The sequence below is a fragment of the Micromonospora sp. WMMD1120 genome (assembly GCF_029626235.1).
Taxonomy (GTDB): Bacteria; Actinomycetota; Actinomycetes; order Mycobacteriales; family Micromonosporaceae; genus Micromonospora.
Genome location: NZ_JARUBO010000005.1, coordinates 2,309,734 through 2,331,961 on the forward strand (window position 1 = coordinate 2,309,734; position 22,228 = coordinate 2,331,961).

The 22,228-nt window shown below is 72.6% G+C and carries 22 protein-coding genes; 14 read left to right on the top strand and 8 right to left on the bottom strand.

From position 1 onward, the window contains the following. Positions 1-9: 9 nt before the first annotated feature. Entirely contained in the window at positions 10-345 is a 336-nt protein-coding gene (locus tag O7634_RS10930; protein WP_278150017.1) for an STAS domain-containing protein, read from the bottom strand. 178 nt (positions 346-523) lie between these two features. Between O7634_RS10930 and hemL the strand changes: the two genes are divergently transcribed. The 7 genes from hemL (at position 524) to O7634_RS10965 (ending at position 6,872) form a co-directional block, all read left to right on the top strand. Then, complete coding sequence (gene hemL / locus O7634_RS10935) at positions 524-1,861, top strand: glutamate-1-semialdehyde 2,1-aminomutase (RefSeq protein ID WP_278150018.1); 1,338 nt, start codon at positions 524-526, stop codon at positions 1,859-1,861. Positions 1,862-1,867: 6 nt separating this feature from the next. Beyond that, positions 1,868-2,515 carry a histidine phosphatase family protein gene (locus tag O7634_RS10940; RefSeq protein ID WP_278150019.1) on the top strand — a complete coding sequence of 216 codons (648 nt, stop codon included), beginning with the start codon at positions 1,868-1,870 and terminating at the stop codon, positions 2,513-2,515. Continuing rightward, entirely contained in the window at positions 2,515-3,081 is a 567-nt protein-coding gene (locus O7634_RS10945) for a TlpA disulfide reductase family protein (protein ID WP_278150020.1), read from the top strand. Before O7634_RS10940 ends, O7634_RS10945 begins: the two co-directional genes overlap by 1 nt. Next, positions 3,081-3,899, top strand: coding sequence for a cytochrome c biogenesis protein CcdA (locus O7634_RS10950; protein ID WP_278150021.1), 819 nt, complete (start codon positions 3,081-3,083; stop codon positions 3,897-3,899). The genes O7634_RS10945 and O7634_RS10950 overlap by 1 nt, the downstream gene beginning before the upstream one ends. Then, positions 3,899-5,524: a cytochrome c biogenesis protein ResB gene (locus O7634_RS10955; RefSeq protein WP_278150022.1), complete on the top strand. Its 1,626-nt coding sequence runs from the start codon at positions 3,899-3,901 to the stop codon at positions 5,522-5,524. Before O7634_RS10950 ends, O7634_RS10955 begins: the two co-directional genes overlap by 1 nt. After that, positions 5,524-6,501 carry a c-type cytochrome biogenesis protein CcsB gene (ccsB, locus tag O7634_RS10960; RefSeq protein ID WP_278150023.1) on the top strand — a complete coding sequence of 326 codons (978 nt, stop codon included), beginning with the start codon at positions 5,524-5,526 and terminating at the stop codon, positions 6,499-6,501. Before O7634_RS10955 ends, ccsB begins: the two co-directional genes overlap by 1 nt. A gap of 221 nt (positions 6,502-6,722) precedes the next feature. Beyond that, complete coding sequence (locus O7634_RS10965) at positions 6,723-6,872, top strand: hypothetical protein (protein ID WP_278150024.1); 150 nt, start codon at positions 6,723-6,725, stop codon at positions 6,870-6,872. Here the strand turns inward: O7634_RS10965 and O7634_RS10970 are convergent. Beyond that, on the bottom strand, positions 6,857-7,096 hold the full coding sequence (locus O7634_RS10970; RefSeq protein WP_278150025.1) for a hypothetical protein: 240 nt from the start codon (positions 7,094-7,096) through the stop codon (positions 6,857-6,859). The two genes, O7634_RS10965 and O7634_RS10970, sit on opposite strands and share 16 nt — an antisense overlap. A 266-nt stretch (positions 7,097-7,362) precedes the next feature. Here O7634_RS10970 and O7634_RS10975 point away from each other — a divergent pair, with 266 nt between their 5' ends. Together O7634_RS10975 and mqnP are read left to right on the top strand one after the other, a co-directional pair. Beyond that, on the top strand, positions 7,363-8,823 hold the full coding sequence (locus O7634_RS10975; RefSeq protein ID WP_278150026.1) for a menaquinone biosynthesis decarboxylase: 1,461 nt from the start codon (positions 7,363-7,365) through the stop codon (positions 8,821-8,823). Further along, the gene (gene mqnP, locus O7634_RS10980; protein WP_278150027.1) at positions 8,823-9,797 is read left to right on the top strand and encodes a menaquinone biosynthesis prenyltransferase MqnP; all 975 of its coding nucleotides are present in this window, start codon (positions 8,823-8,825) and stop codon (positions 9,795-9,797) included. Before O7634_RS10975 ends, mqnP begins: the two co-directional genes overlap by 1 nt. Before the next feature lie 33 nt (positions 9,798-9,830). On the opposite strand, the gene O7634_RS10985 is transcribed toward mqnP, so the two are convergent. Beyond that, positions 9,831-10,814, bottom strand: coding sequence for a terpene synthase family protein (locus O7634_RS10985; protein ID WP_278150028.1), 984 nt, complete (start codon positions 10,812-10,814; stop codon positions 9,831-9,833). 150 nt (positions 10,815-10,964) lie between these two features. On the opposite strand from O7634_RS10985, the gene O7634_RS10990 reads away from it, so the two are divergent. After that, positions 10,965-11,594, top strand: a complete 630-nt coding sequence (locus O7634_RS10990; RefSeq protein WP_278150029.1) for a UbiX family flavin prenyltransferase — start codon at positions 10,965-10,967, stop codon at positions 11,592-11,594. A 92-nt stretch (positions 11,595-11,686) separates the two neighbouring features. Here the strand turns inward: O7634_RS10990 and O7634_RS10995 are convergent, their stop codons facing one another. Further along, positions 11,687-11,953 (bottom strand): BldC family transcriptional regulator, encoded by a 267-nt coding sequence (locus O7634_RS10995; protein WP_007454516.1) that lies wholly within the window; start codon positions 11,951-11,953, stop codon positions 11,687-11,689. Between the two features lie 270 nt (positions 11,954-12,223). On the opposite strand from O7634_RS10995, the gene O7634_RS11000 reads away from it, so the two are divergent. Genes O7634_RS11000 through O7634_RS11010 form a run of 3 tightly spaced genes read left to right on the top strand, consistent with a single transcriptional unit; the run spans position 12,224 to position 14,685 of the window. After that, a complete protein-coding gene (locus O7634_RS11000) occupies positions 12,224-12,682 on the top strand; it encodes an Lrp/AsnC family transcriptional regulator (protein WP_278150030.1) in 459 nt (152 codons plus the stop codon). 49 nt (positions 12,683-12,731) lie between these two features. Continuing rightward, entirely contained in the window at positions 12,732-13,562 is an 831-nt protein-coding gene (locus O7634_RS11005) for an SDR family NAD(P)-dependent oxidoreductase (RefSeq protein WP_278150031.1), read from the top strand. Between the two features lie 31 nt (positions 13,563-13,593). After that, positions 13,594-14,685 (top strand): PLP-dependent cysteine synthase family protein, encoded by a 1,092-nt coding sequence (locus O7634_RS11010; protein WP_278150032.1) that lies wholly within the window; start codon positions 13,594-13,596, stop codon positions 14,683-14,685. A gap of 58 nt (positions 14,686-14,743) precedes the next feature. Here O7634_RS11010 and O7634_RS11015 read toward each other — a convergent pair whose 3' ends face one another. From O7634_RS11015 to O7634_RS11030, 4 genes are all read right to left on the bottom strand, one after another. Then, complete coding sequence (locus O7634_RS11015; RefSeq protein ID WP_278153935.1) at positions 14,744-15,364, bottom strand: putative glycolipid-binding domain-containing protein; 621 nt, start codon at positions 15,362-15,364, stop codon at positions 14,744-14,746. Between the two features lie 102 nt (positions 15,365-15,466). Then, a complete protein-coding gene (locus O7634_RS11020; protein WP_278150033.1) occupies positions 15,467-17,359 on the bottom strand; it encodes a DEAD/DEAH box helicase in 1,893 nt (630 codons plus the stop codon). Positions 17,360-17,556: 197 nt separating this feature from the next. Next, the gene (locus tag O7634_RS11025) at positions 17,557-19,149 is read right to left on the bottom strand and encodes a hypothetical protein (protein WP_278150034.1); all 1,593 of its coding nucleotides are present in this window, start codon (positions 19,147-19,149) and stop codon (positions 17,557-17,559) included. Positions 19,150-19,263: 114 nt separating this feature from the next. Then, positions 19,264-20,817 (bottom strand): C40 family peptidase, encoded by a 1,554-nt coding sequence (locus O7634_RS11030; protein ID WP_278150035.1) that lies wholly within the window; start codon positions 20,815-20,817, stop codon positions 19,264-19,266. Between the two features lie 238 nt (positions 20,818-21,055). Here O7634_RS11030 and mqnE point away from each other — a divergent pair, with 238 nt between their 5' ends. Next, positions 21,056-22,225: an aminofutalosine synthase MqnE gene (gene mqnE, locus O7634_RS11035; RefSeq protein ID WP_278150036.1), complete on the top strand. Its 1,170-nt coding sequence runs from the start codon at positions 21,056-21,058 to the stop codon at positions 22,223-22,225. The last annotated feature ends 3 nt before the right edge of the window (positions 22,226-22,228 follow it).

Here is a 22,228-nt window from a genome sequence, read left to right on the forward strand (position 1 = left end):
GGGTGGCACTCAGCCGGTGGGCTGGTCGTTGCGGATCATCAGGGCGCTGCGCAGACCGGTGATGTCCAGGACGCGGATCAGGAAATCGCCCACGTGGGTCAACACCAGCAGACTCTGGGCGTGGCTGGCCTTGCGGCTGAGCACGACGAGGGTGCCCAGGCCCTGCGAGTCGCAGAAGGTGACGCCGCCGAGGTCGAGCACGATCCGTGGGGGTGGGTCGGCCAGCACCTCGTTGACGACGGTGGAGAGCTGGGCCGCCGTGAGCATGTCGATCTCACCGGCCAGGCGGAGCACTGCTTCGTCGCCCGTCCGGTGTAGCGTGATGGACAGTTCGGCACGATCCACCCGGTCAGCCTAGCGCGATCACGCCGACCTGGCCTGTCGAGGCGACGAGCCGTCCCCATCCGGGCCCCGGCCCCGTCGGGTCGGTGCCGCCGGAGGGCGCCGGCCACGGGTGAGCCGCGTAACCCCGGCGCGGGGTGGCTGCTGGTTGACCGTCCGGCGCTGACACAATGGCCGCATTGTGACCGACAACTTTTCCGCCGGATCCGGCCGCTACCCGGCCGACGCACCGGCCTCCGAGGCCCTGTTCGACCGCGCCCGGGCCATCGTGCCGGGCGGGGTGAACTCTCCCGTGCGTGCCTTCCAGGCGGTTGGCGGCACCCCCCGGTTCATGGTCCGTGGTGAGGGCCCGTGGCTGTACGACGCCGACGGCCGTCGCTACGTCGACCTGGTCTGCTCCTGGGGTCCGCTGATCCTCGGGCACGCCCACCCCGAGGTGGTGGACGCCGTCCAGGCCGCCGCCGCCCGGGGCACCAGCTTCGGCACCCCGACCCCCGGTGAGGTGGAGCTGGCGGCCGAGATCGTCGCGCGGACCCCGGTGGAGCAGGTTCGCCTGGTCAATTCGGGCACCGAGGCGACGATGTCGGCGATCCGGCTGGCCCGTGGCTTCACCGGCCGCTCCAAGGTCGTCAAGTTCGCCGGCTGCTACCACGGTCACGTCGACGCGCTGCTCGCCTCCGCCGGGTCCGGCGTGGCCACCCTCGGCCTGCCCGACTCGCCCGGCGTGACCGGCGCGGCGGCCAGCGAGACCATCGTGCTCCCGTACAACGACATCCGGGCCGTCGAGGAGGCGTTCGCCGCCGAGGGCCCGCACATCGCCGCCGTGATCACCGAGGCTGCCGCCGGCAACATGGGCGTGGTGGCCCCCCGCGACGGTTTCAACCAGCAGCTCGCCCGGATCGCGCACGCCCACGGCGCGCTGCTCGTCGTCGACGAGGTGATGACCGGGTTCCGGGTCTCCCGCGCCGGCTGGCACGGTCTCGACGCCTCCGACGCCGACCTGTGGACGTACGGCAAGGTCATGGGTGGTGGCCTGCCCGCCGCGGCCTTCGGCGGGCGGGCGGACATCATGGCGCGACTCGCGCCGGCCGGTCCGGTCTACCAGGCCGGCACGCTCTCCGGTAACCCGCTGGCCTGCGCCGCCGGTCTGGCGACCCTGCGGCTCGCCGACGACGCGCTCTACCGCAGGCTCGACGAGACGGCCGCCGTCGTGGGCAAGCTCGCGTCCGACGCGCTGGCCGCCGCCGGGGTCCCGCACCGACTGTCGTACGCCGGCAGCATGTTCTCGATCTTCTTCACCGACGCCGACGTGGTCGACTACGACAGCGCCCGCACCCAGCAGGTGCCGGCGTTCAAGGCGTTCTTCCACAGCATGCTCGCCGCCGGCGTCTACCTGCCGCCGAGCGCGTTCGAGTCGTGGTTCGTGTCGGCGGCGCTCGACGACGCCGCGCTGGAGCACATCGCCGCCGCGCTGCCGACGGCGGCCAACGCGGCGGCAGCGGCTGGTCACGGGGGGTAACAAACAGTGTCGAAGACGGTGGTCCACGTGCTCCGGCACGGCGAGGTGCACAACCCCGACCAGATCCTCTACGGCCGGCTGCCCGGCTTCCGCCTCTCCGAGCTGGGCGTCCAGATGGCCAAGGCCGCCGCGCAGGGCCTGGCCGAGCGGGACGTCGTACACGTGGTGGCCAGCCCGCTGGAGCGCGCCCAGCAGACCGCCGAGCCGATCGCCGCCCAGTTCGGGCTGCCGGTGGGGGTGGACGAGCGGCTGATCGAGAGCGCGAACTGGTTCGAGGGCAAGAAGGTGTCCCCCGGCGACGGGTCGTTCCGCGACCCGCGCAACTGGTGGGTGCTGCGCGACCCGGTGACCCCGTCCTGGGGCGAGGCGTACCGGGTGATCGCCGAGCGGATGTTCGCCGCCGTGCACGCCGCCCGGGTCGCCGCCGAGGGGCGGGAGGCGGTGCTGGTGTCGCACCAGCTCCCGATCTGGACGCTGCGCCGCTACGTCGAGCGCAAGCGGCTCTGGCACGACCCGCGTAAGCGCCAGTGCGGGCTGGCGAGTCTCACCTCGTTCCACTTCGACGGGGCGAAGGTGGTGGGCATCGGCTACAGCGAGCCGGCCGCGCACCTGATCGCCCTCTCCGCGACCGCCCGGACGGCCAAGGGGGCCTGATGAACGCCCGGAGGTGGACCGCCGGTCTGCTCGCCGCCGTCGCCGCGGTGGCGCTCGTCGGCTGTACGTCGAAGGGGCAGGAGAAGACCTGCACGACCACCACCGACGGCATCTTCGAGTGCGCGCCGGACCAGCGCTCGACCCCGCCGAAGCTGGCCGGGGAGCTGCTCCTCGGCGGCACCTATGACGTCACCCAGGCCCGTGGCCAGGTGGTCGTGGTCAACTTCTGGGGTTCGTGGTGCGCGCCGTGCCGGGCCGAGGCGGACGACCTGGAAGCCACCTACCAGGCGACCAAGGCGTCCGGGGTGAGCTTCCTCGGCATCAACGTGCAGGACTCGCGGGACAAGGCCAAGGCGTTCGAGGAGGGCCGGGTCACCTATCCGAGCCTGTTCGACCCGGCCAGCCGGCTGGCGCTCGACCTGGACATCCCGCCGAACACCGTGCCGGCGACCGTGGTGCTGGACCGGGAGGGCCGGATCGCCGCGGTGATCCGCGCGGCGGTCAAGCAGGAGGGCCTGCAACCGATCGTCGAACGGATCGCCGCCGAGAAGCCGGCGTCGGGCTGATGGGCGAGACCTTCCGGAACCTGGCGCTGAGCGGGCCGCTGCTGCTCGCCATGGGCGCGGCGGCGCTCGCCGGCCTGGTCAGCTTCCTCTCCCCGTGCGTGCTCCCGCTGGTGCCCGGCTACCTGTCGTACGTCACCGGTCTGGCCGGGGCCGACCTGGAGGGCCGGCGGGCGTCGGCGGACCCGGCGCCCGACGGCGCCGGCGGCGTCGCCGTCCGGGAGCGGGCCGCGACGGTGGCGGTCAAGGGCCGGGTCCTGGCCGGGACGCTGCTCTTCATCGGCGGGTTCACCGTCGTCTTCGTCGCCACCGCGATCCTCTTCGCCAGCATCGGCCGGGTGTTCTTCGACTACGAGCGTGAGTTGCAGATCGGTGTCGGCGTGCTGGTCATCGTGCTCGGGCTCAGCTACCTCGGGATGATCCCCGCCCTGCAACGCGAGTTCCGGATCTCCCGACTGCCGTCGGCCGGTCTGCTCGGCGCACCGGTCTTCGGCGCGGTCTTCGCGCTGAGCTGGGTGCCCTGCACGGGCCCGACGCTCGGCGCGGTGATGGGCATGGCGGCCACCAGCGGCCAGACCGACCGGGCCGTGGTGCTCGCGGTGGCGTACTGCCTCGGCCTGGGGATACCGTTCGTGGTCTTCGGGCTGGGCTTCGAACGCCTGCTCGGGGTCTTCCGCGCCGTCCGGCGCAACAGCCGCTGGGTCACCCGGGTCGGTGGCGCTCTGCTCATCCTGATCGGTCTGGCGCTGGTCACCGGTGGCTGGCAGAGCTTCGTGATCTGGCTGCAGACCAGCGTCGGGGTGGGCGAGGTGAGCATCTGATGACTGTGGTCGACGATCGGCCGGAGGCCGAGGCCCCGGCGCCCCGGCGGCGACCCAACCGGCTGCTGGCTCTCCTGCGCAACTCGTGGCGACAGCTCACCAGCATGCGGACGGCGCTGATCCTGCTCTTCCTGCTCGCCGTCGCGGCCATCCCCGGCTCGGTGCTGCCGCAGCGCGGAATCAGCCCGGAGAAGGTCAACGAGTACTTCGTCGAGCACCCGGACCTGGCCCCCCGGCTCGACCGGATCGGCGCGTTCGAGGTGTTCGGCTCGGTCTGGTTCTCCGCCATCTATCTGCTGCTGTTCACGTCCCTGATCGGCTGCATCACGCCACGGATGCGCGACCACATCCGGACCCTGCGGTCCCGGCCGCCGGCCGCGCCGAAGCGGATGGCCCGGCTGCCGCAGCACACGGTGCTGCCCGCTCCGCCCGGTGGCGCGGCGGCGATCGCCGACGTGCTGCGCAAGCGCCGCTGGCGGGTGGAGGTGCGCGGCGACGAGGTCTCCGCCGAGAAGGGCTACCTCAAGGAGACCGGCAACCTGCTGTTCCACACCTCGCTGATCGCGGTGCTGATCGGCGTCGCGCTCGGCTCGTGGTACGGCTGGAGCGGCAACCGGCTGCTGGTCGCCGGCGCGGACAACGCGTTCTGCAACACCCGGCAGCAGTACGCCGAGGCGAAGCTCGGCCCCCGCGTGGACAGCGCCGACCTGCCCCGCTTCTGCCTGCGCCTGGACGACTTCGAGGCCCGGTTCCTGGAGAGCGGTCAGCCGGACTTCTTCAACGCGAAGGTGACTGTCGACGGCCCGGACGAGCCGACCCGCAGCGCGAACTTCTCGGTGAACTCGCCGCTGCGCCTGAAGGACGCGAGCGTCTACCTGCTCGGGCACGGGTACGCCCCGGTGATCCGCTACACCGACCGGTTCGGCAAGAGCCAGATCAGCGACGACCCGTTCCTGACCACCGGCGACATGGGCCTGACCGGCGAGGGGCTGGCGGCCTTCCCGGACGCGAACGTCGACCCGGCGACCGGGCAGCGCGCAGCGGACCAGCAGATGGCGTTCACCGGCATCTACCTGCCCACCGCGCCGGAGCAGGGGCCGTTCGTCCGCTCGCAGTACCCGACCGAGCGCAACCCGGCGCTGAACCTGGTCGCCTACCGGGGCAACCTCGGTCTGGACGCCGGCATCCCCGGGTCGGTCTACCAGCTCGACCAGCGGCAGGTGCGGACCGGCAAGGTCAAGGAGGTCGGCACCAAGCTGCTCCGCAAGGGCGAGAAATGGACGCTCGACGACGGCACCACTGTCGAGTTCCTGGGCACCCAGCGGTACGTCACCCTCTCCGTCCGGCACGACCCCGGCGCGACGCCGCTGCTCATCAGTTGCGCGTTTCTGCTGGTCGGGCTGATGGGCTCGCTGTTCGGGCGGCGTCGCCGGGTGTTCTTCCGGGTGCTCCCGGGCGACCCCGGAGAAGGATCTCCGACAAGCGGTAGTAGCTTGGTGGAGGTCGGCGGGCTGCCGCGTACCGACTATCCCGGGTTCGCCGAGGAGTTCGCCCAACTCGTCGCCGCGGTCAGGGGCGACCAGCCAGCGGCCGAACGGGCCGGCGCGCGAGAAGGAGCCGAGTGATGTCCGCACTCTCCGACAATCTGGTGACCTTCGCGATCCTGGCGTACCTGATCGCGATGATCGGCCACGCCGTGGAGTACGCGCTGGGCAACGCCCGTGCCCGGGTCGCCGCGGCGGCTCCGGCGCGGGAACTGGTCGCTGCCGGCGGCGTCGTCGTCCCGGCACCGCCCGCGCCGACTCCGGCTCCGGCGACCGGCGCGTCCGACCGCTCCGCGCGGCGGGCCCGCCTCGCCGGCCTGGTCGGGGTGTACGCCACCGCTGTCGCCGCCGCGCTGCACCTGGCGGCGCTGGTCACCCGAGGGCTGGCCGCCGACCGGATGCCCTGGGGCAACATGTACGAGTTCGTGCTCACTGTGACGTTCATCGGGGTCGCCGCCTGGCTCGTGGTGCTCTGGAAGCGGCCGTCGCTGCGCAAGCTCGGGCTGTTCCTGACGCTCGTCATGGTGCTGCTGGTGGCCACCGCCGAACTGGTGCTGTACGTGCCGATCGTGCCGCTGGTGCCGGCGCTCAACTCGTACTGGTTCATCATCCACGTGTCGACGATCGTCTTCGCCTCCGGCATCTTCCTGCTCGGCGTGGTGCCCGCTGTCGGCTTCCTCATGCGCAACGGGTACGAGCAGGGTCGGCGGAGCTTCCCGTACAGCCTGGCCAAGCGGTTGCCCGGCGCGGCCGGCCTGGAGCGGTTGACCTTCGGTCTGCACGCCTTCGCGTTCCCGATCTTCACTTTCGCGGTGATCGCCGGCGCGATCTGGGCCGAGGCGGCCTGGGGTCGGCCGTGGGGCTGGGACCCGAAGGAGACCTGGGCGTTCATCTCCTGGGTCGTGTACGCCGGTTACCTGCACGCCCGCGCCACGCCCAGCGTCAAGCGCAACGTGGCCACCTGGATCGCCGTGCTCGGCTTCCTCACCATGCTGATGAACCTGTTCGGCGTGAACATCTTCTTCACCGGCCTGCACTCGTACGGCGGGCTGGACTGACCCACAGTTGACAGATGTAGAACTACACATCTAAGAAATGTAGTTCTACATTCCTGTGGGGATGTGGCAGTGAAGCTCTCCAAGCCGGCGGAAATCTTCGACCGTGACGTCGAATGGGCGGAGCTGGCCCGGTTCGCCACGGACGACCGGCCCGGTGCGACGCCAAGTGGGGTCGCACGCTCGGGCGGCCCGAGTTGGATCGGCTGGGCCGGGCACGAGACTTGCTCGTCGCGCGTCCTGGCCTGGACGTGCGGGACGCCCGGTTGCTGCTCGTGAGCGCGGCGGGGTTCACCGACGACCTTCGGCAGGCGGCCGGTCAGCGTCCCGATGTCGTCCTCGTCGACCCGTCGCGGCTCTATTCCGGCGATTGAGGGCGTCCTGGCCGCACGGAAGGATGTCGAAGGCTGCGGTTGCCGCGCAGGGTCTCGTTCACGCGCAGCGTGATCTGGTACGACACCTCCGGCAGGTCGGCCAGCTCGATCCGCTCGCCGCGTAACGCCAGTTGGGCGTGCAACTCCCGGGCGACAGCGTCACGAAGCTCGACCTGTAGGGGCGACAACCCGTCCGGGTCGCCGACGACGTACGCGTCCGACACTGGTCCACTCTGCTCCCGCGTCCCGCCATTCGACCAGGCACGGTGAGATGTGTCCGCCGGGCTTGACTCGCCCCCGGGTCGGTGATGTGGTGGCGCGAGCCCTGATCCACTCGTGTTCCAGGAAACGGGGGTGTCCCAGGTCGCTGGACACCCCGACTTTCGGAAAGTCGAGTGGATCAAGATCCGCCCCGCTGGGCCGGGGCCGTCGCGGGTGTCACAGCACCCGGCGTGGGGCGCGCCGCACCCGGTGCGGGAGACTGGCGGGTATGGCGGCTCGTGGCTTCCCGTACACCGATCTCAAGGACTTCCTCGCGGCGCTGGAGCGGGCGGGGGAGTTGCGCCGGGTCGACGTCCCGGTCGACCCGACCCTGGAGATGAGCGAGGTGGTCACCCGTACGGTGCGGGCCGGCGGCCCGGCGCTGCTCTTCGAGCGTCCGACCCGGGGCGAGATGCCGGTGGCGATCAACCTGTTCGGCACCGAGAAGCGGATGGCGATGGCTCTCGGCGTCGACTCGCTCGACGAGATCGGCGCCCGGATCGGCGCGCTGATCAAGCCGGAGCTGCCGGTCGGCTGGTCCGGCATCCGGGAGGGCCTGGGCAAGGTCATGCAGCTCAAGTCGGTGCCGCCGCGCAAGGTGAAGACCGCGCCCTGCCAGGAGGTCGTCTACCGGGGTGACGACGTCGACCTGAACCGGCTGCCGGGGTTGCAGGTCTGGCCCGACGACGGCGGGATCTTCCACAACTACGGGCTGACCCACACCAAGCACCCGGAGACCGGTAAGCGCAACCTCGGCCTCTACCGCCTCCAGCAGCACGGCCGCAACACCCTCGGCATGCACTGGCAGATCCACAAGGACTCGACGGCGCACCACGCCGTCGCCGAGCGGCTCGGGCAGCGCCTGCCGGTCGCTGTCGCGATCGGCTGCGACCCGGTCGTCTCGTACGCGGCGAGCGCGCCGTTGCCCAGCGACATCGACGAGTACCTGTTCGCCGGGTTCCTGCGCGGCGAACGGGTGGAGATGGTCGACTGTCTGACCGTGCCGTTGCAGGTGCCGGCACACGCGCAGATCGTGCTGGAGGGCTACCTGGAGCCGGGTGAGCGGCTGCCCGAGGGGCCGTTCGGCGACCACACCGGGTTCTACACGCCGGTCGAGCCGTTCCCGGTGCTGCACATCGAGACGATGACCATGCAGCGCAAGCCGGTCTACCACTCGATCGTCACGTCCAAGCCGCCGCAGGAGGACCACGGCCTGGGCAAGGCCACCGAACGGATCTTCCAGCCGTTGCTCAAGCTGATGATCCCGGACATCGTCGACTACGACCTGCCGGCAGCCGGGGTGTTCCACAACTGCGCGATCGTGTCGATCCGCAAGCGCTACCCGAAGCACGCGCAGAAGGTGATGAACGCGATCTGGGGCGCGCACCTGATGTCGCTGACCAAGCTGATCGTGATCGTCGACGAGGACTGCGACGTGCACGACTACAACGAGGTCGCCTTCCGGGCCTTCGGCAACGTCGACTACGCGCGGGACCTGCTGCTCACCGAGGGGCCGGTGGACCACCTCGACCACTCGTCGTACCAGCAGTTCTGGGGTGGCAAGGCCGGCGTCGACGCGACCCGCAAGCTGCCCACCGAGGGCTACACCAGGGGTTGGCCGGAGGAGATGACCATGAGCCCGGAGGTCGCGGCCCTGGTCGACAAGCGCTGGAAGGAGTACGGGATCTGATGGCGGCCACCGACAACCCCCGCGATCTTGCACTCCCGGCTCCCGATTCCTCCCCCTCGTCCTCTTCTGTCCCCGCAGCGAGTGCAAGATCGCGGGGGAGGGTGCGGGCCTTCCTGGACCTCGTCGCGATCGAGCACTCGGTGTTCGCGCTGCCGTTCGCGTTCCTCTCCGCCCTGGCGGCAATGCAGGTCAACGGCGGGCGGGTGCGCTGGGTCGACCTGCTGCTGATCACCGTGGCGATGGTCGGGGCGCGGACGTTCGCGATGGCCGCCAACCGCATCCTGGACCGCCGCATCGACGCGCGGAACCCGCGTACCGCCGGTCGGGAGCTGGTCACCGGGGCGGTGAGCGTGCGGACGGCCTGGACCGGCGCGGCCGTCGCCCTGGTGGTGTTCCTCGCCGCCGCCGCCCTGCTCAACCCGCTCTGCCTGGTGCTCGCGCCGCTCGCTGTGGTGCCGCTGGTCGTCTACCCGTACGGCAAGCGGTTCACCAACTGGCCACACGCCATCCTCGCCGTCGCCCAGGCGGTCGGCCCGGTCGGCGCCTGGCTGGCGGTCACCGGCACGCTGGACGGCTCCTGGCCGGCCTGGCTGCTCGGCGCGGCGGTGGGGCTGTGGATCGGTGGCTTCGACCTGATCTACGCCTGCCAGGACTCCGAGATCGACCGGGAGATCGGGGTGCACAGCGTGCCGGCCCGGTACGGCCGACGCTTCGCGCTGCACGCCTCCTCGGTGGCGCACGTGGTGACCTTCGCGTTGTTCGTCTGGTTCGGCGCGTTGATCGGCTTCGGCTGGCTCTGGTGGATCGGGCTGGCGCTGACCGCTGTGGCGTTCGGCTACCAGCACCTGGTGGTCACCCCGACCGACCTGAGCAAGGTCAACAGGGCCTTCTTCACCGCCAACGGGTTCGTCGGCATCGCGCTGTTCGTCTTCGCCCTGCTCGACCTGGTGATCCGACTGAACCTGCGCCCCTGAAGCCGGTCGGCCCGCCGCCCCTGGACCTGGCGGCTACGGTCCGGCGGCCGGCTCCGTGGCGCCGACCGGGTAGCGGGCGCTCTCCAGCGTCCAGTCGATGGTGCCGCGCACGGCGTACGCGATGCCGTCGAGGTGGTCGTTGACCGCCTCGCCCCAGGCCGGGCCGAACGACGGCACCGCGGCCCGCAACGTGACGAAGCGCCGCATCGCCGCCCGCCAGAGCTCGGCGGCCCGTTCGACAGCCACCTCCTCCGGTACGGCCAGTTCGGCCTCGAGGGCGACGACCAGGTTGTGCCCGCCGGCCGTGGCCCGGTCCCGTTCCAGCGAGGCCAGGTCGTTGTACCAGGAGAGCAGGTCGTTGCCGGTGCGGGCGATCTGGCGCAGCAGCGGGTGCTGGTAGACCGGGTCGGGCAGTGAGCGCCCGGTGACGAACTCCACGAGGGGGTACGACACCTCCGCCGCCGAGGTCGACCGACGCAGCTCGACGTACTCGTGCACTGTCGGGCGGCGGCCGGCCTCCTTGTTGACCGCCTCCCGCCAGGTGCCGTCGAGGTGCCGGGCCACGGCGTCCGCGAACCGCAGCCGCCACCGGGCCGGCATCCGCCGGCGCGGCTCCCGCCAGGCGAGCACGAGCAGCCGCCGCAGCGGACCGGTCAGCCCGGCCTGGCGAAGCCGGGGCCCGTCGCGCAGGAGCGCCAGCGTGCCACCGCGCAGCGCGCGGATCTGCTCCGCGGTGAGCCGGTCCGGCCCGTCGCAGGCGTCGTCGACAAGGAAGAACCAGGTGAACAGCACGGTCAGCGTCCGCAGGTCGGCCTCGGTCGCCGCCGGGTAGAGCCGCCCGGCGTACCGGGCGAAGGCGCCCCGGGACAGCCGGTGCGCCGTGGCGTCGTCGAGGGGCAGGCCAAGGCCGGGGAGTACGCGGAGCAACCACGCCTGCACACCGTCGGCGTGCGGTGACTGCCGGGACGGGATCGGACAGTCGGCGCGCAGCGCCTGGAGCACCTCAGCGGTCGTCACCGATGCCTCCTCCGCGAACCCGTCCCGGCGCGAATCTCCAGCGGCAGCATCTCAGGTCGATGGGAGACGCAGGTACCCGGCGGGCGGACCCAGCCGGACCATCCCGGGGGTGCCCACCGGCGCACCGTCCCGACCAGGCAGTCTGGAGGCATGCGCGAACCCTGGGTGGTCGGAGTCTCCGGTGCGTCCGGCACGCCGTACGCGGCGGCCGTCATCGGCGGGCTCCTCGACGCCGGCGAGTCGGTGGACCTGATCGTGTCCCGCGCCGCCCGGCTCACAGTGCTCGACGAGACCGGCCGGCCCTTCCGCGACGGGCACTGGAACGAGGACCTCGCCGCCTGGCTGGGCCGGGACCTGACCGGGGCGGACGTGCGGCACTGGCCGGCGGGCGACCTGGCCGCCGGGCCGAGCAGCGGCTCCTACCGGGTACGCGGCATGACAGTGGTGCCGGCCAGCACGGCGGCCTGCGCGGGCATCGCCATCGGGCTCTCCAAGGACCTGTTGCAGCGCGCCGCCGAGGTCAACCTCAAGGAACGGCGTCCGGTGGTGCTGGTGCCACGGGAGACCCCGGTGACCCGCAGTCACCTGGAACACCTCATCGCGCTGCACGACGCCGGCGCGGTGGTGCTGCCGGCCAGCCCCGGCTTCTACGGGGCCGGCGCGGCGGCCAGCGCCCAGCAGTTGGTCGACTTCGTGGCCGGCAAGGTGCTGGACGCGCTCGGCGTGCCACACACCCTGTTCCGGCGGTGGTCCGGCCAGCTCGGCGCGGCCCGCAGCTGACTCAGCGCGGGTGGCGGTGCCGCCCGGCCGTCGGCCGGAGCGGGACGCGGACCGGACCGGCGCCCGGTCCGCGTGGCGTTGTCCGCACCAGTTCAGTACATGCCGGCGTTGGCCGGACCCGGCCCCGTGGACGCGGCCGGACCCACATTGCGTGGCTTGCCGACCTCATCCACCTCGTCCAGCATGCCCTCCCCCTCAAGCAGGGCTCGCACCTCGGATTCCCGAAACCGGCGATGCCCGCCTGGAGTCCGGATGCTTCCTATCCGGCCGGCCGCCGCCCATCTCGTCACAGTTTTCGGGTCTACCCGAAACAGCGCGGCGACCTCACCCGGTGTCAGCAGGCGATCTCCAGTGTCCACAGCCCCCTCCTCGCGTCGACGAAGCCCCCGGCTGAACACACTGCCCCCGGCTGGTGCGTAGCCCAGAGCCGTCATGAGGGACGTATGGCAATTACAGCACCAGGGACATGGCCTGTCCGCCCAAACGCGAAAAATGCACTGAGTAGGGAGTTAGTAATGTTACTGGTGCTACCTCGGCCTTGACCGGCGGTTTGCGAACAGTGACTCACCGCTCAGTCCAACGGATGCCGAGGGCCACTCGTTACGCCCGAGCGGCTAGGGTCACTCTCTGTGGATGCCATCGACCTGAGCCTCGTCGACCTGCTGCGTGGCAACGCCCGTCTCTCGTACGCCGAGCTGGCCCGCCAGGTGGGTCTCTCGGCTCCGGCCGTACACGAGCGGGTCGGCAAGCTGGAGAGCAGCGGCGTGGTGCGCGGCTACCGTGCCGACGTCGCTCCGGAGTCGATCGGCCTGGGCGTCACCGCGCTGATCGGCATCGTCGAGGACTCCGGCGCCGACAGCGACGACATGCTCGAATCGCTGCGGGTGCTGCCCGAGATCGAGTCCTGCTACTTCATGGCCGGCGTCGAGTCGTTCCTCCTCAAGGCCCGGGTCGGCACGATCGCCGAGCTGGAGCAGTTGATCGTGCGGCTGAACCGGACCCCCGGGGTCGCCTCCACCCGTACCGCCATCGCCCTCTCCACCAAGTGGGAGAACCGCCCGCAGCCGGTCGGCACGCCCGCCACCTGACCGCCGCGTACCCCTGGTGTCACCGCTCGGCCGGCGGTAGCGTGCGCCGATGACCTCGCCGGCGCGCCCGGTGGCGGTGGTGACCGGCGCCGCCGGCGGCCTGGGCCGTGCCATCGCCACCGCGCTGCACGCCGACGGCTGGTCGGTGCTGCTCACCGACCTCGACCCGGCGGCGGTGGCGACCGCCGCGACCCCGCTCGGCGGCTGGTCCGCCGCCCTGGACGTCCGGGACGAGGCGGCCTGCGCGGCCGTCGTCGCTACCGCCACCGGCCGGGGTGACCTCGCCCTCTGGGTCAACAACGCCGGCATCCTGGTCACCGGGCCGTCCTGGGACCACGACGGTCCGACCCGCCGCCGGGTGCTCGACGTGAACACCCTCGGCGCCATGAACGGCACCCTCGCCGCGCTCGCCGTGATGCGCGCGCAGGGTCACGGCCACGTGCTCAACGTCGTCTCGCTGGCCGGGCTCGTCGCCGCGCCCGGCGAGACGGTGTACGCGGCCAGCAAGCACGCCCTGCTGGCGTTCAGCCTCGGCACCCTCTCCGACCTGCGGATGGCCGGTTACCGGCGGGTGCACGTGTCCTGCCTCTGCCCGGACGGCATCTGGACCCCGATGCTGCACGACCGGCTGGACGACCCGGGTGCGCTCGCGTCCTTCACCGGGGCGATGCTCACCGCGCGGCGGGTGGCCGACCGGGCGGTCCGGCTGGCCCGCCGGCCGCGCCCGGTGGTCACCGTGCCCCGCTGGCGGGGAGCGCAGGTACGCCTGCTGGACGCGTTGCCCGGGCTGGCCGTCGCACTGACCCCGCTGGTCCGGGCCGCCGGGCGGGCCGGTCAGCGCCGCCAACGCCGCCGGCTCACGCCACCGGACCGGCGCTGAACGCCGCTGACCTGCTTGCTACGTTTCCGGCGTGACTCATCTCGACCGGTGCGACGAGGCCAGCCGGACCTGGGTGACGGAGGCCATCGCCACCGTCGAGGCGGACGCGAACCGCTCGGCCGACACCCACCTGCTGCCGTTCCCGCTGCCGCGGGATTGGGGGATCGACCTCTACCTGAAGGACGAGTCGTCACACCCCACCGGCTCGCTGAAGCACCGGCTGGCCCGCTCGCTGTTCCTGTACGCGCTCTGCAACGGCTGGATCGGACCCCGGACCACGATCGTCGAGGCGTCCTCCGGCTCCACGGCGGTCTCCGAGGCGTACTTCGCGCGGATGCTCGGTCTGCCGTTCATCGCCGTGATGCCGGCGTCCACCTCGCCCGAGAAGATCGCGCAGATCGAGTTCCAGGGCGGCCGGTGCCACCTCGTCACCGACCCGGCCGGCGTGGTGGTCGAGGCCCGTTGGCTCGCGGAGGACTCCGGCGGGCACTTCATGGACCAGTTCACGTACGCCGAGCGGGCCACCGACTGGCGGGGCAACAACAACATCGCCGAGTCGATCTACGCGCAGCTCGAGTTGGAGCGACACCCCATCCCCGACTGGATCGTGGTGGGCGCCGGCACCGGGGGCACCAGCGCGACAATCGGCCGGTACGCCCGGTACCGCCGGCTCGCCACCAAGCTCTGCGTGGTCGACCCGGAGAACTCGGCGTTCTACCCGGCCTGGCAGGCGGCCGACTGGTCGGTGCGGACCGGGAAGGGCTCCCGCATCGAGGGGATCGGCCGGCCCACCGTGGAGGCGTCGTTCGTGCCCTCGGTGGTGGACCGGATGGTCCAGGTGCCGGACGCGGCGTCGCTGGCCGCCATGCGCGCCGGATCGGCGCTGCTCGGCCGCCGGGTGGGCGGCTCCACCGGCACCAACCTGTGGGGCGCCTTCGGGCTGATCGCCGCGATGCTCGCCGAGGGCCGGACCGGGTCGGTGGTCACCCTGATCTGCGACCCCGGTGACCGGTACGCCGACACGTACTACGCCGACAGTTGGGTCGCCGCCCAGGGTCTGGACCTGGACCCGCACCTGGCCACGATCGACCGCTTCCTCGCCAGCGGGGCCTGGCCCGCCTGAGCCGTTCCGGGTAGGTCGCGTGGCCCGTGCTCGCCCGGCCCGTGCTCGCCCAGCCCGCTCAGCGCGGATCGATCCGTTCGGCCAGGCCCGGGTAGCGCACCACGTAGCCGCTGTCGTCCAGGTCGATGTCGGCGGTGAAGGTGCCGCTGGCGAACCGTACCCGACCCGGCCCCAGCCCGGTGTAGACCTGCTCGGCCGACACCACCTCGAGGCTCGGCAGCAGCACCCAGGCGACGGTGATCCGGTGGGCCAGGTCGGCCGGCTCGGCGGCCAGCCTGAGCCGGTGCACCGGTAGCGTGTTGAACAGCGGAGACCCGCTCACGTCGACGTCGAGCGCCTCGGCCAGCCGGTCCGGATCGTCGGTGCCCGGCAGCCCGGCCCGTCGATGGCCGGCGGCGACCAGCGCGCTGTCCAGGTCCCCCTGCTCGGCGGTGGTCACCCGCCACCGGTCCACGGCCCGTTCCAACGTCACCCGGCGTAGCCAGCCGAGCCCTTCGGCCTCCACCTCGACGCGGGTGGTCACCCACTCCGGTGTGGTGGTCACCTGATAGCGCGCGGTCCAGGGGATCGGGTCCACCGCGAGCAGGGTGCCCCGGGCCGTCAGCCCGTTCCCGTCGTCGAGCAGGACCTGCTCGCTGCCGGCGGTGTCGGTCCGGGACCAGAAGATCGATTTCGGCATGGTGGCCATGAGCCGGACGTTACGCGCTCCGACCGCCCTCGGCAGAGCATGCGCGAACGCCGCCGCGGAGCAGGGCATCCGCGACGGCGTTCGAGACGTCTGTCAGTGGGTACGCGCCGGCGGTCGCCCGCCGAAGCCGCGCCGGTCGTCGCGCGGCCGGTCCTCGCGGGGCCGGTCGTCCCGGGCACGGCTCTCCGGGCGGAAGCCGCCCCGGGAGTCGCGGTCGCCGAAGCGCCGCTCACCCTGCGGTCGGTCCCCCCGGGAGTCCCTGTCGCCGAAGCGCCGCTCACCTGCCGGCCGTTCGCCCCGGCCGCCGAACTGCGGTCGGTCCCCGTACCCCCGGCTGTCCCGGTCGCCGTACCGCCGGTCGCGGTCGCCGGCCGGACGGTCGCCGTATCGGCGCTCGCCCTGCGGCCGGTCGCCGTAGCCCCGGTCGCCCTGCGGCCGGTCGCCGTACTGACGCCCGCCGGTGGGACGGTCGCCGAAGCGGCGCTCGCCCTGCGGTCGGTCGCCGTAGCTCCGATCGCCCTGCGGCCGGTCGCCGTACTGACGCCCGCCGGTGGGACGGTCGCCGAAGCGGCGCTCGCCCTGCGGCCGGTCGCCGTAGCCCCGGTCGCCCTGCGGCCGGTCGCCGTACTGACGCCCGCCGGTCGGTCGGTCGCCGTAGCGGCGCGGACCGCTCACCCGATCGTCGTGCCGGCGCGGACCGCCGGAGCGGTCACCGTAGCCCCGGGGCTCCGCCTCGACACGCACCGGGACGCCGCTGGGCTCGCGGGCGCCGACCAGCTCGGCGAGCGCCGCGTCCCCGACCCGGACCCGGGTCTCGGCCGGCGCGACGCCGGCCTTCTCCATCATCGCCAGCGTGGTGCGGCGCTGCTTGGGCAGCACCAGCGTGGCCACCGCGCCCGACTCACCCGCGCGGGCGGTACGCCCCGCGCGGTGCAGGTAGTCCTTGGGGTCCTTCGGCGGGTCGACGTGCAGGACCAGGGTGACCCCGTCGACGTGGATGCCCCGAGCCGCCACGTCCGTGGCGACCAGCACGTTCATCCGGCCCTCACGGAACTCGGCGAGCGTCCTGGTGCGCATCCGCTGGGTCTTGCCGCCGTGCAGCCCTCCGGCGCGTACGCCGACGGCCGCGAGCTGCTCCACCAGCCGGTCCACGCCGAGCTGGGTACGGGCGAAGACCATGGTCCGACCGTCCCGGGCGGCGATCGACGCCGCCACCGGGAACTTCTCGTGCGGCGGGATCAACAGCATGTGGTGGTCCATGGTGGACACCGAGGCGGTGGACGGCGCCGTGGAGTGCGTGACCGGGTCGGTCATGAAGCGCTTGACCAGGGCGTCGACGTCACCGTCCAGGGTGGCCGAGAAGAGCAGACGCTGGCCGTCAGCGGGCGTCTTCGCCAACAGCTCGGTCACCTCGGGCAGGAAGCCCATGTCGGCCATCTGGTCGGCCTCGTCGAGCACCGTGACCTCGACGTCGTCGAGTTGGCAGATGCCCCGCTCGATGAGATCCCCGAGCCGGCCCGGGGTGGCCACGATGATCTCCACGCCGCGGCGCAGCGCGTCGATCTGCCGGTCGTACGGCACGCCGCCGACGGCGGTCTTCAGGAAGATGTTGAGTGCCTTGCCCAGGGGCAGCAGGGCGTCGTTGACCTGCATGGCCAACTCCCGCGTCGGGACCAGGACGAGGGCGCGCGGACGCATCGGCCGGGCCGGCGGCGCGGCGGCCACCCGGGCCAGCAGCGGCAGCCCGAACGCGAGGGTCTTACCCGAGCCGGTCTGGCCACGGCCGAGCACGTCCCGACCGGCGAGCGCATCCGGCACCGTGGCCCGCTGGATCTCGAACGGGGTGGTGATGCCCTGCCGCGCCAGGGCGCGGACCAGCGGCTCGGGCAGGCCGAGGCCGGCGAAGTCGACCGGCTCGACGGTGTCGGTCGCCGGGGTGGAGTCGAAAACGGACGTAACGGTGCTGGGGTCAGCAGAGGTGGTCAAGAAAAGCCTTTCGAGCGGGGCGCATCTTCGCGATGGCCTGCCGCGGCTGTGTCGCCGGATCGCCCGCAAGATCGCCCATGGGCGCGCACCACGCGCGCCAGGTCAGTGATCCAGACAAGTGTACGGCGGTCCGGCGAAGCCGCCAGCCGGTTGTCCGACCGTAGTGGGCCGACTCACCATCGCCCTCACCCGTCGGCTCACCCGTTGAGTACGTCGCCCACCAGCCCGTCCAGGGCGTCGCCGGCGAGCAGGACGACCAGCACGCTGATCGCTACCAGCAGACCCAGCGCGGCGGCCAAAACGATCACCACCCGGGTGTTCCTGGACCGTTCGGCAGGTGTGTCCGCCCAGCCCTGGGCCAGGATGTGCCCGGTCAGCGAGCCGGAGGTCTCCACCGCGTTGGCGGGTATCGCGATGGTGGTGAAACCGGGGCCATCGCCGCTGCCGTAGACGGTGCCGGCCAGGTCGGTGCCACGGTCGGGCTGCCGGCCCGGGGGCGCGGGGGTGGTCCGTCCGGCCGGGCCACCCGGTGGGTTGGACGTCGGCACGTTCACCCGGGGGTTCCCGCGGTCCGGCCCGGGCGTACCGGTGGTCGACGGGGGCCAGGTCGGCAGCGCCGGAGCGGGCACCACCGGCGGCGCGGCGGCAGTCGGCTCGACAGCTCCGCCGCCGGGTGCCGGGCGTGTCGCCCCGGTGGTGGCCGAACGGCCGACCGGCGGCGCCAGGACCGACGCCGAGGCCCGTACGCCGGGCGGGTCGGTCATGGCCGGTGGCGGTGGGAACGGCGGCGCGGGCATCGGGCCGGGCGGCCCTGGTGGCGTGGGCACCGGCGGGCCGGGTGGCGGCAGTGGCGGGCTCGGCACGGGTGGCGTCGGCGGGCCGGGCATGGGCGGGACCGGCGAGGGTGGCGGGGTCGGCGGACCCGGGAGGGGTGGGACCGGACCGGGCGGCGGCGTCGGGCGGGGTTCCGGCGTCGGCGCCGGCTGGGGCGGGTACGGCCCTGGGGCCGGCGCGGGCTCCGGTTCCGGTGGCGTCGGCTCGGTCGGCCCGGGGCCGGGTGGGGTGGGTGCCGGAGCGGGCTCGGGAGTGGGCGGCTGGGCCGGCTCCGGCGACCGGGTGGCCGGGGACGACCCGACCGGCTGGGCCGGTTCGGGGCTCACCGGAGCGCCCCGGTAGACGGCGGGGGTGCTCTCCCGAGGTTCCGGAGCGCCGATGGTGCCAGCCGCGACCCGGCTGCTGCTGGGAACGGTGGCGCTGGCCCGGGCCGGCGCTGGCGAATCGTTGCGCTGCCCGGGCACCGAGACCTCGACCGGGCTGGCCGAGGCGGTGGCCCGGTAGGTGGTGGCGGCGACGGGAGGACTGGCCGGCAGGTCACCGCGGAGAGCCCCGGCGGTCGGGACGCTGGCCCGCGCCCGGACCGGTGCGGCGGCCCGCTCCGGACGCGTGCCGGACGCCGGCTGGCCGGTGGCGTTCGCGTCGGCGGTCTCCGGAGTGACCGGGTCGGCGGCAGCCGTCTCAGGGGTGGCCGGGCCGGCGTCGGCCGTCTCCGGGTTGGCCGGGCCGGCGTCGGCCGTCTCAGGGGTGGCCGGGCCGGCGTCGGCCGTCTCCGGGTTGGCCGGGTCGGCGTCGGGCACGGCCGCGCCGGGAACGCCCGCGGCCGGGACAGCCGGGTTGGCGTCAGCCGGGTCGGAGTCAGCCGGTGCCACCGGGTCGGCGGCGCCGGACCCGGGCGGACCGGCTCGGTCGACCACGGGGTCGACAGTCTCCGCCGGGTCTTTCTGCTCGGCCATCTCCGCCCTCCGCGCCATGCTCGCACCCGGACCCGTGACGTCGGATCGGATGTGCCTGGTTGTCACGGTGCCACAGATCTTCCCGAGCGGACAGCCGGAGTCGGTCGTGGCGGATCAGCCCGCGGTGCTCGGGCTGCTCGTCTGGCTGCCGCTGCCGGTCACGCTGGTGCTGGCCTTCGGCGTGGTCGTCGGAGGCTTGCTGGCCGGCGCGCTGGTCGGCGGCGGGGGAATGGTGGTCGGGGTGCTGTCCGGACTGTTCGACGGGCTCGCCGTGGCGCTGCCGGTCGGCGTGGGCGTGGCGCTGCCGGTCGGCGTGGGCGTGGCCGACCCGGTCGGCGTCGGCGTCGCCGTCGGCTTCTTGGTCGGCGAGGGCGTGGGCGTGGGCTTGCCGGTCGGCGGGGGCGTCGGCTTGGTGGGTGGCTTCGGGGCGGGCGGGGTCGGAACGGTCACCACCGGTGCCGGCACCGCGCCGATCACCCGGGTGGCGGCGTACAGCCGGGACCAGCGGACGACCGAGATCTTGACGACGTCGCCGGTGGTGGGGGCCTGCACCATCTTGCCGTTGCCGATGTACATGCCGACGTGGTGGATCGTCGTCCAGCTGCTGCCCGAGGCGAAGAAGAGCAGGTCGCCGGGGAGCAGCGCGCCCTGCGAGACGGTGCGGCTCCGGGTGGCGGCGTACTGGTCGCGGGAGACCCGGGGCAGGTCGAAGTAGTCGGCGCCCGGTGACCGGTACGCCGCCCACATCAGGCCGGAGCAGTCGAACTCGTCCGGCCCCTCCTCGGACCACTTGTACGGGTCGCCGAGCTGGGCGAGCGCGTAGCGGACCGCCGCCATCGCCCGGGGGTGCGCGGCCATGCCGCTGATGTTCTGGTCGGTGACGTAACCGGCGCCGATCTGCTGCTCGGCGGCCTCCTGCTGGCGCTCGATCTCGATCAGCGCGGCGGCGTTGTCCCGGCGGAGCTTGAGCAGGCTCGCCTCGGCAGTGCGGAGCGCCGTCTCGCCCGCGGTGAACTCCGCCTCGGCGGCGGCGAGCGCGGCCTCGGCGGTGGCGTGCTTCTGGTACGCCTCCTGCTCACCGGCGCGGGCGCGGGTCAGCTCCCCGGTCACGCCTGTGGTGCCGCCCTCGACCTTCTCGCCCCGGCTGATCTGTCCGAGTCGGCTCAGCCCACGGATGTCCCGGGCCAGCTCGCCGGGGGGCAGGGCGGCGGCCTCCTTGACGGCTTCGGCGGCGGCGGTGTCGGCGTTCTGCTGGGCACGCAGCAGCGCGTCCTGTGCGGTCGCCAGCGCCTTGGCTGCCACGGTGACCTGCGCCTGCGCGTCGACGCGTTTCTGTCGGCTCACCAGTAACGCCTCGCCGAGCGCGCCCACCTGCGTCTCGCCCGCGGCAATCGCGGTGGCCAGGGGGCCGTTGCCGACGTTGACCACCGGCGGAGCGGGAACTCCGGCCACGGGAGGGCCGCCCGGTAGCTGGAGCGTGCCGGTCACCGCCGGCCGGCTGCCGGTGTCCGGAACGGTGGTCGGCACCCCGGGCTCCGCGTACGCGGGGGTGGCGAGCACGGCGGCGGCGATCGCACCGAGCAGGGCAGCCCAGAGCTTCGGCCGCAGCACCGGCGAGATCACCGGGCTCCGTCGTCGCTGCCGTCGCCCGCGCCCGCTGTAGACCATGCCGCTCCCCGTCCCACCTCTCGTCGCCGCGCTTGGTGGACGCGACGTTCGGGACGGTATCAGTGTGTGTGTTCCGCCCCACCTCGTTACTACCGCACCTCGCCACTCATGTCGATGCGTGGCCGGGTTACGGGTGGCTGAGAGTCTGGTGAAGTGGGTCGCTGCCGCCGACCGCGCCGCCGGGACGGCCGGTCCCTCGACGTAGGCTCGATCCGACCGCAGGTGGAAGGGACGTGCCATGGACGCCGGACTCAAGCGCGAGCTCGAAGCGAAGGTGTACGCCGGTGAGCGGCTGAGCCGGGAGGACGGGATCGCCCTCTACGACAGCGACGATCTCGCCTGGCTGGGGCGGCTCGCCCACCACCGGCGCACCGAGCTCAACGGCGACCGGGTGATGTTCAACGTCAACCGGCACCTCAACCTGACGAACGTCTGCTCGGCGTCCTGCGCGTACTGCTCGTTCCAGCGCAAGCCGGGCGAGAAGGACGCGTACACGATGCGCATCGACGAGGCGGTCCGCAAGGCCAAGGAGATGGAGGGCGAGCAGCTCACCGAGCTGCACATCGTCAACGGGCTGCACCCCACGCTGCCCTGGCGCTACTACCCGAAGGTGCTGCGCGAGCTGAAGGCGGCGCTGCCGGCGGTCAAGCTGAAGTGCTTCACCGCTACCGAGGTGCAGTGGTTCGAGAAGATCAGCGGTCTGAGCGCCGACGAGATCCTCGACGAGTTGATGGACGCCGGCCTGGAGTCGCTGACCGGCGGTGGTGCGGAGATCTTCGACTGGGAGGTCCGGCAGCACATCGTCGACCACGCCTGCCACTGGGAGGACTGGTCGCGCATCCACGCCCTGGCCCACAGCAAGGGCATGAAGACCCCGGCAACCATGCTGTACGGCCACATCGAGGAGCCCCGGCACCGGGTCGACCACGTGCTGCGGCTGCGCGAGTTGCAGGACGAGACCGGCGGGTTCGCGGTCTTCATCCCGCTGCGCTACCAGCACGACTTCGTCGACTCGGCGGACGGCAAGATCCGTAACCGGATCCAGGCGCGGACCACGATGGCGTCCCCGGCCGAGTCGCTGAAGACGTTCGCCGTCTCCCGGCTGCTCTTCGACAACGTGCCGCACCTGAAGAACTTCTGGGTGATGCACGGGCTCTCGGTGGCCCAGCTCTCGTTGAACTTCGGCGTCGACGACCTGGACGGCTCGGTCGTCGAATACAAGATCACGCATGACGCCGACTCGTACGGCACCCCGAACACGATGCACCGCGAGGACCTGCTGCACCTGATCTGGGACGCGGGTTTCCAGCCGGTCGAGCGGGACACCCGCTACAACGTGGTCCGGGAGTACGACAAGGCCCCGTCGCTGGCCGAGCGGCGCGCCGAGCCGCAGCAGGTCTGGGCCTGAGTC

What these genes read in the sequence shown, in the direction of transcription:
- O7634_RS10945 (WP_278150020.1), top strand. Translation starts at nt 2,515, where the DNA reads ATGAACGCCCGGAGGTGGACCGCCGGTCTGCTCGCCGCCGTCGCCGCG.
- O7634_RS10950 (WP_278150021.1), top strand. Translation starts at nt 3,081, where the DNA reads ATGGGCGAGACCTTCCGGAACCTGGCGCTGAGCGGGCCGCTGCTGCTC.
- O7634_RS10955 (WP_278150022.1), top strand. Translation starts at nt 3,899, where the DNA reads ATGACTGTGGTCGACGATCGGCCGGAGGCCGAGGCCCCGGCGCCCCGG.
- ccsB (WP_278150023.1), top strand. Translation starts at nt 5,524, where the DNA reads ATGTCCGCACTCTCCGACAATCTGGTGACCTTCGCGATCCTGGCGTAC.
- O7634_RS10975 (WP_278150026.1), top strand. Translation starts at nt 7,363, where the DNA reads ATGGCGGCTCGTGGCTTCCCGTACACCGATCTCAAGGACTTCCTCGCG.
- mqnP (WP_278150027.1), top strand. Translation starts at nt 8,823, where the DNA reads ATGGCGGCCACCGACAACCCCCGCGATCTTGCACTCCCGGCTCCCGAT.
- O7634_RS10990 (WP_278150029.1), top strand. Translation starts at nt 10,965, where the DNA reads ATGCGCGAACCCTGGGTGGTCGGAGTCTCCGGTGCGTCCGGCACGCCG.
- O7634_RS11005 (WP_278150031.1), top strand. Translation starts at nt 12,732, where the DNA reads ATGACCTCGCCGGCGCGCCCGGTGGCGGTGGTGACCGGCGCCGCCGGC.
- O7634_RS11015 (WP_278153935.1), bottom strand. Translation starts at nt 15,364, where the DNA reads ATGCCGAAATCGATCTTCTGGTCCCGGACCGACACCGCCGGCAGCGAG.
- O7634_RS11025 (WP_278150034.1), bottom strand. Translation starts at nt 19,149, where the DNA reads ATGGCCGAGCAGAAAGACCCGGCGGAGACTGTCGACCCCGTGGTCGAC.
- O7634_RS11030 (WP_278150035.1), bottom strand. Translation starts at nt 20,817, where the DNA reads ATGGTCTACAGCGGGCGCGGGCGACGGCAGCGACGACGGAGCCCGGTG.
- mqnE (WP_278150036.1), top strand. Translation starts at nt 21,056, where the DNA reads ATGGACGCCGGACTCAAGCGCGAGCTCGAAGCGAAGGTGTACGCCGGT.